Raw genomic sequence first — 10,433 nt, 5'->3', positions numbered from 1 at the left:
TTGCTCGCGAAAGCGGTGGGTCAGTCAACATCAATGTTTGCTGGGCCGACGTCTTCGCGGGCAAGTCGAATCGTCGCACCGCCGCTCCCACATTTGATCTTCGCTGCATTGAGCATTTCAGTTCGCTTAACTGACTGGCATTAGGGCAAGCCCGGCCAACAAGGAGCGGGGGGTTCAGCCGTTTCAGCGCTTCAGGAACGCCAGCAAGTCTTCGTTCAACTGCTGGGTATGCGTGGCCGCAAAACCGTGCGGTGCATCCTTGTACACTTTGAGTTGCGCGCCCTTGATCATCTCGGCTGCCACTTTGCCGGTGGTCTCGAAGGGTACGACCTGGTCGCCGTCACCGTGGATCACCAGGGTGGGCACGTCGATCTTGGCCATGTCCGGACGGAAGTCGGTCTCGGAGAACACGGTGACGCAATCCACGGTCGACTTGAGCGACGCCAGCAAGGCGATTTGCAGGGTCTGGGTGAGTACGCCCTCGGAGACTTTTTGACCCTTATTGATGCCATAGAACGTCGGGTTGAAGTCGGCGATGAATTGCGCGCGATCGTTCAGCAGCCCGGCCTTGATGCCGTCGAACACGTCGGTCGGCACGCCTTGTGGGTAATCCGGTTTCTGGCCGAACATCGGCGTTACGGCGCCCAGCAAGACCAGGCCGGCCACGCGCGCCGTGCCATGGCGTGCAATGTAGCGTGCTACGTCACCGCCACCCATCGAGAAGCCCACCAGGGTCACGTCCTTGAGGTCCAGGTGTTCGATCAGTTGGGCAATATCGTCGGCGAAGGTGTCGTAGTCGTTACCGGTCCACGGCTGGTCCGAACGGCCGAAACCACGGCGGTCGAACGCAATGGTGCGAAAGCCACGGCTGCTCAGGTATTCCATCTGGTATTCCCACATGTCGGCGTCCAACGGCCAGCCGTGGCTGAACAGCACAGGTTTACCGCTGCCCCAGTCCTTGAAATAGATCTGGGTACCGTCTTTGGCAACGAATGTACTCATGGAAAACTCCTTGGGTGGTCGAGGGGAATGTCCGTTTTACTATTGCGTTAAACCGGACGAAGGGCTTGTACGGATGTGCTCGGTTGAACGGTTCAGCGTCTATATTGGTCCACTGATTCCTACCGTCAGTTCAACAGGTGAACCAAATGGCCAAGACTTACAGCTACGCCGCTCGGGATTCCAAGGATGCGCTCAAACCCTTTACCTTTGAGCGCCGTGCGCCAGGGGCGGATGACGTACAGATCGATATCCTCTACTGCGGCGTCTGCCACTCCGACCTGCACACCGCGCGCAATGAGTGGCACAACACCTTGTACCCGTCGGTGCCCGGCCATGAGATTGTCGGCCGCGTAACCGCGGTCGGCGCCAACGTGACGAAATTCAAGGTGGGCGACCTGGCCGGCGTCGGTTGTATGGTCGACAGCTGCCAGCACTGCGCCTCCTGCGCTGAAGGCGAGGAGCAATACTGCGAGAACGGGTTTACCGGTACTTACAACGGCCCGGTGTTTGGTGGGGAAAACACCTTCGGTGGCTACTCGGACACTATCGTGGTCAAGGAGAAGTTCGTGCTGCGCATCTCCCATGACGATACCAACCTGGCGGCCGTGGCGCCGCTGCTGTGCGCCGGCATTACCACCTACTCGCCGTTGCACCATTGGAAGGTCGGCCCCGGCAAGAAAGTCGGCGTGGTCGGCCTCGGCGGGCTGGGGCATATGGCGGTGAAGATCGCGCATGCCATGGGCGCCCATGTGACGCTGTTCACCACCTCGCCGAACAAACGTGAAGACGGCCTGCGCCTGGGCGCCGACCAGGTTGTGGTGTCGAAGAACCCGGACGAAATGGCCAAGGTCGTCAACAGCCTGGACTTTATCCTCAACACGGTTGCCGCGCCGCATAACCTTGATGCCTTCCTCAACCTGCTCAAGCGCGACGGCACCATGACCCTGGTCGGCGCGCCCGACAGCCCGCACCCGTCGCCTACGGTATTCAACCTGATCTTCAAGCGCCGCAGCCTGGCCGGGTCGTTGATCGGTGGTATCCAGGAAACCCAGGACATGCTGGATTTCTGCGCCAAGCACAAGATTGTCTCGGACATCGAGATGATCGATATCCAGGGCATCAATGAGGCGTACGAGCGGATGCTCAAGGGCGATGTGAAGTATCGCTTCGTGATTGATATGGAGAGTTTGAAGAAGGAAAGCCACGCGGCTTGAACGCAATCTCTACACCACTGAAGATCTAATGTGGGAGCGGGCTTGCTCGCGAAAGCAGTGTGCCAGTCGATGAATATTCTGACTGACACCGCGCTTTCGCGAGCAAGCCCGCTCCCACATTTTGTTTCGTGCCGGTCTTCAGGCCGACAAGTGCTCATACAAAATCGTCGCACCCACCAGCATCAGCACCACGCCACCGACCATCTCGGCGCGCTTGCCTACCACCGTCCCCAGCACCCGGCCGAGCATCATGCCAATGGTCACCATGGTCATGGTCGCAAGGCCTATCGCCGCTGACGCGAGCAGAATATTCACGTCGACAAATGCCAGGCCCACACCCACAGCCATCGCGTCGATGCTGGTCGCAAAGGCCGTCACCGCGAGGATCATGAACGAATGCTGAGTCGGTTTTTCCACCGCGTCGTCATCGGCCTTGAGCCCGTTGTAGATCATGTGCAGGCCCAGCGCGACCAGCAGGGTAAAGGCGATCCAGTGGTCCCAGCTTTCGACCCACCGCGTGGCGGCATGGCCGATGGCCCAGCCGATCATCGGCGTGATGGCTTCGATTACACCAAAGATCAGGCCGGCGCGCAGGGCTTCGCTCAGGCGTGGCTTATGCAGGCTGGAGCCTTTGCCGATGGCCGCCGCAAAGGCGTCCGTGGACATGGCAAGGGCGAGAAGAATCAGGGAAATGGGGTTCACGGTAGGGCTTCCAGTCGGGCTGTATGAGTCAACGACACAACCACACGCCCGACATTAGGCATGGATGTGTCGCTGGTCTCACCAACCTCAACGGTGTTCGTACCACGGCAGGTTGCCGAATATGTTGATACGAACGCTTCTGCACGGGTCAGAAGCCGGTTACTCCCCAACGAAGGGCAGCATGCTAGACGATCAACCATGAAAAAATTGTCAACGCCCTTCAAAGGCCGGTGGGCGACGTTCGGCAAAGGCTGCCAGCCCCTCACTCAAGTCTGCGCTCGCGCAGGCCTGGCGACGCAGTTCGGCGATCTGCTCCATGGCCTGCACGGGCATGGGTTGCAGGTCTTCGAGAATGCGCAATTGCTCCTTTACCGCCTCAATTGCCAACGGCGCCTTGGCGGCGATGCCTTGGGCGATTTCCACGGCGGTGGCTTCCAGCGCCTCGCTAGGGACCAGACGGTTGATCACGCCAAAGCGTTCGGCGCGTTCGGCGTCGAGTGCCTGCGCGCAGAAAAACAGCTCCTTAAGCACATGAATCGGCAAGTTGTTGAAGAACCGCAGCAGGCCGCTGGTGGTATAGGGCAAGCCGATGTTGGCCGGGGTCATGGCGAAGCTCGCGCTGTGGTCGGCCACTACCATGTCGCAACTCATGGCCAGGTCCACGGCGCCGCCCCAGGCCGAGCCTGAAATCAGCGCAATCACCACGCCGGGGTAGGCGCGGATTCGCCGCAGCAGTTGCTCCAGGGGTTTGCCATAGGCAACGGGGTCGCGGTCGCGGGCCACTTCGCCAAGATCATGGCCGGCGCTCCACACCGTCTGGCCGACGTCGGCACCCAGAATCACCACGCTGACGCGCTGGGCGGCGAGGGCGACCAGGTGTTCATCCAGGCGGGCGAGCACGTGCGCACTGAGGGCGTTGCGCTGAGTGGGGTTGCCGAAGGTCAGGCGTGCGATGCGCGTGTCGATAAGGTTGAGCGTCACAGTGGCAGTCATGATGCGGTTCCTGCTGAACATTCGGATGGGCTGGCCTGCACGCGCACGTTGGCCTTGAGCAGCCTTTGTACGGACGCCGGCTCCAAGCCCGCTTCGCGCACTACCTCGACACAGGGTGCGCCGGGCAACGGCGGTGGCCGCGTCACGCCACCATAATAATTTTCGACACCAACTCCACCACCGTCTTGGCCTGCAACTTCTTCATCAACCGCGCCCGATGGACTTCCACCGTGCGGTGGGAGATCGCCAGGCGCAGGGCGATTTCCTTGGATTTGAGGCCGTTGACGATGTGCATGGCAATTTCCCGCTCCCGGGGTGTGAGGTCCCCGGTGCCCTGGTGGCTGCGATCGAGGCGTTCGAAGTGCCAGATCATCAGCTTGAACGGGTCTTTGGGCGTGAGCGTGTAGCCGTGGGACTTGGCCCAGAACACTTCGCCGCTTTTGTGCTGCATGAAACGTTCGTCGGAGTAGCGGCCGTTTTCACTGTCCAGCAACCAGTCGTGGCTGCGCTTGCCGATGGCGTGGTAGTCAGCCTGGGACGGGTAGATCAGCAGCGTCAGCTGGTTGACCAATGCGTCACGCGAGTAGCCGAACAACTGCAGGAAAGCGTCGTTGCAGTCGACGATCACACGGTTGCTGGTGACCAGTTGCGGTGCGGGGGACAGCTGGAACGCCAGGCGCCCGATGTCGTGGAGTTGTTGTGCAAACACAGTCATTGGGCATCCTGCCTCGTTGTTTTTCTCACCTCGGGCTACTTAGCCATGTAAGTAGTTACACGAATTGGCGCCGGCCCGCTGGTGGGTCATTGTAAGGAATGTCCGTATCAAGAACAGAAGAAATTGATTATGCCTGCTGATTGCGTCTCCATTGTTGCCGCTGGTCATTCGCGTTTTGGTCGCCTGGAAGGCACCACCCTTGAGGACCTGATCGTGCAGGTCACCCGCGAAGCCCTGGCGGATGCGGCCATTGATGCTTCAGCAATCGATGCACTGTTTCTGGGCCACTTCAACTCGGGGCTGGTGCCTGACGGGTTCGCCTCTTCCCTGTTATTGCAGGCCGACCCCGGCCTGCGCTTCAAACCGGCCACCCGCTGTGAGAATGCCTGCGCGTCCGGCTCGGCGGCGATCCAGGCCGGGGTCAATGCGATCCTGTCCGGCAGCGCGGAACTGGTGTTGGTGGTGGGCGCCGAAAAGATGACCCACACTTCCACCGCCGAGGTCACCCAGGCCTTGGCCGGCGCCGGCTATCAGAACGACCCGGGCGAAGCCGGCTTGAGTTTCCCGCAACTGTTCGGCCGGGCTGCCCGCCAATATGCCGAACGCTACCACTGCCCACTGGGCTCGATGGCGGCCATCGCTACCAAGAACCACTCCAATGCCATGGCCAACCCGTTGGCGCAGATGCACCGGGTGATGGATTTCGAACACTGTAACAACGTGTCCAAGAGCAACCCGTTTGTGGCCGAGTCATTGCGCCTGACCGACTGCTCACTGATCAGCGACGGCGCCGCCGCGATCATCCTGGCCTCGCCCAAACGCGCGCGGGCGTTTCGCCGTGATGTGCAGATCTGCGCGATGACCCAGGTCAACGATTGCCTGCCCATCGCCCAGCGCGACATCCTGGCCTTTGAGGGCCCGCAAAGGGCGATCCACACGGCATTGCGCGGTGCAAATATCACCCTGGCCGACTTGAGTTTCGCCGAGGTGCATGACTGCTTCACCATCGCCGAACTGCTGATCTACGAAGCCATGGGCCTGGCGCCCAAAGGTGAGGGCCATCGTGTGCTCGACAGCGGCGTGGTGCGCGCCGGTGGGCGGCTGCCGGTGAACCTTTCCGGTGGGCTCAAGGCCAAGGGGCATCCGGTGGGCGCCACGGGGGTATCGATGCATGCCCTGGCGTTTCGGCAATTGACCGGCGAGCCAATTGGCCTGGCGGTGCCAGACCCGGAGTTCGGCCTGGTGTTCAACATGGGCGGCATGGCGGTGGCCAACTACGCCTCGGTCCTGCACGCACGCCGGTGCTGAGCCATGAACATTGCCAACTGGCTGCACGACACCCAGCGCCGTGAGCCGCAGCGCCCGGCGCTGTTCGAAGGCACCCGGCAAATCGCCGATTACGCCACCTTTGCGGCCCATGTTCGTCAACGCGCCGCGTACCTGGTGGACCAGCACGGCGTGACGACGGGTGATGCCGTCGCGGTGCTGATGAAAAACAGCTGTGACTACCTGGAGTTGCTCTACGCCATCTGGTGGGTGGGCGCAGTGGTCGTGCCGATCAACGCCAAGCTGCATCCGAGCGAAGCGGCCTGGATCGCGGATGACGCCCAGGCGCGGCTGATCTTTACCGACGGCGGCCGGGTCTTTTCCTCATCGCGCGACTTGCCTCAGCGCTGTAAGGAATTGGACGGCCACACGCTGCCGCCGACCCGCGGCTGGCCGACGCTGGAGCAGCCGGTGGCACGTCAGGATCAGGACCTTGCCTGGCTGTTCTACACCTCCGGCACCACCGGGCGTTCCAAGGGGGTGATGCTGACGCACGGCAATCTGGTCGCTATGTCGCTGTGTTACGCCACGGATGTCGACCCGGTGAGCGGCGCTGACGCGGTGGTGTATGCCGCGCCAATGTCCCATGGCGCGGGGCTCTACAATTTTATTCATGTGCGCTGTGGCGCGCGGCATGTGGTGCCTGCGTCCCACGGTTTTGATGCCGCCGAGCTGTTCGGCCTGGCCGTCGAGCTGGGCGATGTATCGCTGTTTGCCGCGCCGACCATGGTCAAGCGCATGGTCGAACAGGCGCAGCGCCAGGGTTATCGCGGCGAAGGCATCAAGACCCTCGTCTACGGCGGCGGCCCGATGTACCTGGCTGACCTGTGCGCGGCCGTCGATACGTTTGGCCCGCGCCTGGTGCAAATCTACGGCCAGGGCGAAAGCCCGATGACCATCAGCGTGTTGCCCCGTGCGCTGATCGCCGACCGTCAACGCGAGGATTGGTCAAGCCTGGCCGCCTCGGTCGGGCAAGCGCACGCCTGTGTCGAAATTCGCATTCTCGACGCGCAGCACCAACCGCTGCCGACGGGGCAGCGCGGTGAGATTGCCGTGCGCGGTGCCACGGTGATGCAAGGCTACTGGCGCAACCCTGAAGCCACGCGCCAGACCCTGATCGATGGCTGGCTGATGACCGGCGATATCGGCTTTCTCGACCCGGCCGGCTACCTGACCCTGACAGACCGCTCCAAGGACGTGATCATCAGCGGCGGCAGCAACGTGTACCCGCGCGAAGTCGAGGAAGTGCTGGCGCAGCATCCCGAGGTATTCGAGGTGTGTGTGGTCGGTGAGCCGGATGCGCAATGGGGAGAGTCGGTGGTTGCTTTTGTGGTCCCGCGCAACGGGCAGGCACTGGACGAAGCCGGGCTCACGGCGTGGTTTGTCGAACGCATGGCCTCGTTCAAGAAGCCGAAGAAATACGTGTTCCGCGACGAGTTGCCGAAAAACAGCTACGGCAAGATCCTCAAGACCGACTTGCGGCAGTGGTTGAAAGCAGCGAGTATCGCCGCGCTTCCCTAGACCCGCTATTCATGGACAGATCATCAGACAAGGAGTCCCTTCGATGGGCAATCAAGCGCAAGACACGGTCCGCAAGCGGCGCCGTGCATTTCTCGGTGCCACCTCCGGCCACTTGATCGAGTGGTACGACTACGGCGTCTACGGCTTTCTCGCCGTGTACATCGGCCAGGCGTTTTTCGTCTCCGATGATCCCACCACCAGCCTGCTTGCCAGCTTTGCCGCATTCGCCCTGAGCTTTTTTATCCGGCCGTTGGGTGGGCTGTTCTTCGGCCCGCTGGCGGACAAGATCGGCCGCCGCAAAACCCTGATCATGGCGCTGGTGATGATGACCGGCTCGACGGTGATGCTCGGCGTGTTGCCGACCTACGCGACGCTGGGCATTGCGGCGCCGATCCTGCTGATCCTGGTGCGCTGCGTGCAGGGCTTTTCGGCGGGCGGTGAAATCGGCACCGTCACCAGTTTTATCTCCGAATACGCCGGGCCGGGTCGACGCGGGTTTGCGACCTGCTGGTTGATGGTCACCGCCGTGCTCGGCCTGCTGCTGGGCGGCGCCGTGGCCAATGGCATGACCTGGATCCTCGGCGCCGACGTGATGCAAGAATGGGCCTGGCGCGTGCCGTTCCTGATCGCCGCACCGTTGGGCTTTATCTCCATGTACATCCGCCTCAAGCTGGAAGACAGCCCCGAGTTTCTCGCCCTGCAACGTGCCGGCCAGACCTCCCGCGCACCGCTGCGTGAGGTCTGGCAATGGAAGCGGGCGATTGCCCTGGTGTTCTTTATCATCACCTTGCACAGCTCGATCTTTTACCTGGTGCTGACCTTCGCGTCGACCTACATGGCCAAGATCCTCAAGTTCGACAGCGGTACCACGTTGCTCTACGTCTTCGTCGCGAGTTTTTCGGCGGCCTTCGTGATGCCGTTCGGCGGCGCGTTTACCGATAAATACGGGCGCAAGCCGTTCCTGATGGTGATTGGCACGTTGGCCACGTTGGCGATGTTCTGGCTGTTCAAGTCGGCGCCGACCGCAACGGCCGCGTCGTTCTTCGCACCGTTGATGGCGGTGGCGATTCTGTTCGGGCTGTATGCCTCGTCGACCTATGCGCTGATGAGCGAACTGCTGCCGACCCGCATCCGCTCCACCGGCATTGCGGTGGCGTACAACGTGCCGGTCGCCGTGTTTGGCGGCAGTGCGCCGCTGATCTCCACCTGGCTGATCAAGGTGACGGGCGATATCACCTCGCCGTGGTATTTCTACGTGGCCACCGGTGTGGTGTCGCTGATTGCCCTGGTGGCGCTGCGCAAAGCGGATTTTGTCGCCAGCGGCAGCCCGGTCGTGCCGCCGGTGGGCGCCACACAGTTACAGGCCCGAGCTGCTGCCGCCACGGTGAGTGCAGAAGCCCCGGTGGCGTAAACGTCAGCGCGGCAACACGCCGCGAAACGTTGCGCTCAACGTGCGCACTGTTTCGCGGGACCGCAGGTCACTGATGCGGCTGTACAGCACCACTTCACTGACGGGCAATGCGGGCAAACCGTATTGCTCGCTCACGTCCACCGCCCCGGCCGGGGCCACACGGTGGGCGAGGGCGGCAACACCCAACCCGGCGCTCACCGCCGCACCCACCGCCATCACACCACCGCCGACAAACACTTCAGTCCAGTCGATATGGGCCTCATCCAACGCCCTGACCGCCAGATGCCGAACCCCACACGGCGGCGCCATGGTTGCCAGGCGCAAGGGCCGGCCGGGGGTGTGTTGCCAGGTCGGCGCGGCGAACCAGCCAAAGCGCTCCACGGCCAACACTTCGCCGTCCTGGCGGTCGCCTTCGTTGCGCACGATCACCGCGTCCAACTCGCTGCGGTCGAACGCGGCCACCAGGTCGCGGGAGGAGGCGATGCGGATTTCGAGGACCAGCAACGGGTCGTACGCGGCGAGGCGGCCGAGCCAGGTGGGCAAGTCGGGCCCGGCCACGTGGTCGCTGATGCCGATTACCAGGCGCCGCGAGGGCTGGGCGCCCATGTCGCCCAACGCGCGTTCATGGGCGTTGAGCAGGGCGCGGGCGGCCACGATGAACTGCTCGCCCTGGGGCGACAGCCTGACGTGGCGGGGCGTGCGTTCCAGCAGCCGATAACCGAGGCGTTCTTCCAGGCGCTTGAGCTTGAGGCTGATGGCCGCCTGGGACGTGTCGAGGGCCTCGGCGGCACGGGTGAAACTGGCGAAGTCGGCGACCCGGACGAAGGCCTGCACGGTGTCGATGTCCAGGGGTTTGAGCGCATCAGTCATATCAAATCCTTATCGCACCTATATCCGCTGATATCTTGTTGAAATCATTGCCGCTGCGCAAGCTCAACGCTCATCTTGCACAGGAGCTTCGCCATGTTTGCCAAACAGTATTCCCACCGCCTGCCTGCCGATTACGACATGGCTGTTATCCGCCGCCGCGCTGAGCAATTGGGGCCGTTGTGGGATCGCGCCGAAGGGCTGCTGTTCAAGGCATTTATTGCCCAGGAGCGCGGGCTAGCGACGGGCAATGTCTATGCGTCGGTGTACCTGTGGGCAGACCCCTTGAAGGCCGCCGATTTCTTGTTGGGCGAGGGTTTCCAGAAGGTGCTCGACAGCTTTGGCCGCCCGCACATCGAAAGCTGGTTGCCGCTGGACGTGCAGCAAGGGCCCGCCCGGCATGCGTTGAGTTTGTACCGCGAGCAATGGTCGTTGGCGCCAGGGGCGGATCGAGCCGGGATATTGGTCGAGGAAAAACAACGTAACCAGCAGTTGGCTGACAGCCCGGAGACATTCGCGGTCTTCCTGGCGCTGGATGTGCAGGCGTGGCGCCTGGTGCGGATCACACTGTCGGCCAAGCCGCTGCAGAAGGACCACCCGGGCACGGGTTACCAGGTGCTCTATCTGGCGCAAGGCGTTGCGCGATAGCGTCAACTGCGCCAGTCTTGCAGGCTTCTAACTC

At 62.4% G+C, this 10,433-nt stretch carries 10 protein-coding genes and 1 riboswitch; of the genes, 5 read left to right on the top strand and 5 right to left on the bottom strand.

Going from position 1 to position 10,433, the window contains the following annotated elements; genetic code table 11:
* Positions 1–183: 183 nt before the first annotated feature.
* The gene (locus tag A7D21_RS22315) at positions 184–1,002 is read right to left on the bottom strand and encodes an alpha/beta fold hydrolase (RefSeq protein WP_053256654.1); all 819 of its coding nucleotides are present in this window, start codon (positions 1,000–1,002) and stop codon (positions 184–186) included.
* 146 nt (positions 1,003–1,148) lie between these two features.
* On the opposite strand from A7D21_RS22315, the gene A7D21_RS22310 reads away from it, so the two are divergent.
* Positions 1,149–2,216, top strand: a complete 1,068-nt coding sequence (locus A7D21_RS22310) for an NAD(P)-dependent alcohol dehydrogenase (RefSeq protein WP_053256653.1) — start codon at positions 1,149–1,151, stop codon at positions 2,214–2,216.
* A gap of 138 nt (positions 2,217–2,354) precedes the next feature.
* Here A7D21_RS22310 and mntP read toward each other — a convergent pair whose 3' ends face one another.
* The 3 genes from mntP to A7D21_RS22295 all read right to left on the bottom strand — a co-directional run bounded on the left by mntP (position 2,355) and on the right by A7D21_RS22295 (position 4,626).
* Positions 2,355–2,918: a manganese efflux pump MntP gene (gene mntP / locus A7D21_RS22305; protein WP_069552722.1), complete on the bottom strand. Its 564-nt coding sequence runs from the start codon at positions 2,916–2,918 to the stop codon at positions 2,355–2,357.
* 10 nt (positions 2,919–2,928) lie between these two features.
* Positions 2,929–3,098, bottom strand: a riboswitch (yybP-ykoY riboswitch).
* Positions 3,099–3,128: 30 nt separating this feature from the next.
* Positions 3,129–3,911: a methylmalonyl-CoA decarboxylase gene (gene scpB, locus A7D21_RS22300; protein ID WP_053256651.1), complete on the bottom strand. Its 783-nt coding sequence runs from the start codon at positions 3,909–3,911 to the stop codon at positions 3,129–3,131.
* A gap of 142 nt (positions 3,912–4,053) precedes the next feature.
* On the bottom strand, positions 4,054–4,626 hold the full coding sequence (locus A7D21_RS22295) for a LuxR C-terminal-related transcriptional regulator (protein ID WP_053256650.1): 573 nt from the start codon (positions 4,624–4,626) through the stop codon (positions 4,054–4,056).
* A 129-nt stretch (positions 4,627–4,755) separates the two neighbouring features.
* Here A7D21_RS22295 and A7D21_RS22290 point away from each other — a divergent pair, with 129 nt between their 5' ends.
* The 3 genes from A7D21_RS22290 to A7D21_RS22280 are packed head-to-tail and all read left to right on the top strand — an operon-like array spanning position 4,756 to position 8,884.
* A complete protein-coding gene (locus A7D21_RS22290; protein ID WP_053256649.1) occupies positions 4,756–5,934 on the top strand; it encodes an acetyl-CoA acetyltransferase in 1,179 nt (392 codons plus the stop codon).
* Positions 5,935–5,937: 3 nt separating this feature from the next.
* Positions 5,938–7,473, top strand: a complete 1,536-nt coding sequence (locus tag A7D21_RS22285) for a class I adenylate-forming enzyme family protein (RefSeq protein ID WP_069552721.1) — start codon at positions 5,938–5,940, stop codon at positions 7,471–7,473.
* A 43-nt stretch (positions 7,474–7,516) separates the two neighbouring features.
* Entirely contained in the window at positions 7,517–8,884 is a 1,368-nt protein-coding gene (locus tag A7D21_RS22280) for an MFS transporter (protein ID WP_053256647.1), read from the top strand.
* A 3-nt stretch (positions 8,885–8,887) separates the two neighbouring features.
* Here A7D21_RS22280 and A7D21_RS22275 read toward each other — a convergent pair whose 3' ends face one another.
* Positions 8,888–9,754: a LysR family transcriptional regulator gene (locus A7D21_RS22275; protein ID WP_053256646.1), complete on the bottom strand. Its 867-nt coding sequence runs from the start codon at positions 9,752–9,754 to the stop codon at positions 8,888–8,890.
* Positions 9,755–9,847: 93 nt separating this feature from the next.
* Between A7D21_RS22275 and A7D21_RS22270 the strand changes: the two genes are divergently transcribed.
* Positions 9,848–10,399 (top strand): DUF4865 family protein, encoded by a 552-nt coding sequence (locus A7D21_RS22270; protein WP_069552720.1) that lies wholly within the window; start codon positions 9,848–9,850, stop codon positions 10,397–10,399.
* Positions 10,400–10,433: the final 34 nt, after the last annotated feature.

The sequence above is a fragment of the Pseudomonas sp. AP19 genome, assembly GCF_001728855.1.
In the GTDB taxonomy this organism is placed as follows: domain Bacteria; phylum Pseudomonadota; class Gammaproteobacteria; order Pseudomonadales; family Pseudomonadaceae; genus Aquipseudomonas; species Aquipseudomonas fluorescens.
This window is presented reverse-complemented; position numbering and strand designations above follow the sequence as displayed.

What these genes read in the sequence shown, in the direction of transcription:
- A7D21_RS22315 (WP_053256654.1), bottom strand. Translation starts at nt 1,002, where the DNA reads ATGAGTACATTCGTTGCCAAAGACGGTACCCAGATCTATTTCAAGGAC.
- A7D21_RS22310 (WP_053256653.1), top strand. Translation starts at nt 1,149, where the DNA reads ATGGCCAAGACTTACAGCTACGCCGCTCGGGATTCCAAGGATGCGCTC.
- scpB (WP_053256651.1), bottom strand. Translation starts at nt 3,911, where the DNA reads ATGACTGCCACTGTGACGCTCAACCTTATCGACACGCGCATCGCACGC.
- A7D21_RS22295 (WP_053256650.1), bottom strand. Translation starts at nt 4,626, where the DNA reads ATGACTGTGTTTGCACAACAACTCCACGACATCGGGCGCCTGGCGTTC.
- A7D21_RS22290 (WP_053256649.1), top strand. Translation starts at nt 4,756, where the DNA reads ATGCCTGCTGATTGCGTCTCCATTGTTGCCGCTGGTCATTCGCGTTTT.
- A7D21_RS22285 (WP_069552721.1), top strand. Translation starts at nt 5,938, where the DNA reads ATGAACATTGCCAACTGGCTGCACGACACCCAGCGCCGTGAGCCGCAG.
- A7D21_RS22280 (WP_053256647.1), top strand. Translation starts at nt 7,517, where the DNA reads ATGGGCAATCAAGCGCAAGACACGGTCCGCAAGCGGCGCCGTGCATTT.
- A7D21_RS22275 (WP_053256646.1), bottom strand. Translation starts at nt 9,754, where the DNA reads ATGACTGATGCGCTCAAACCCCTGGACATCGACACCGTGCAGGCCTTC.
- A7D21_RS22270 (WP_069552720.1), top strand. Translation starts at nt 9,848, where the DNA reads ATGTTTGCCAAACAGTATTCCCACCGCCTGCCTGCCGATTACGACATG.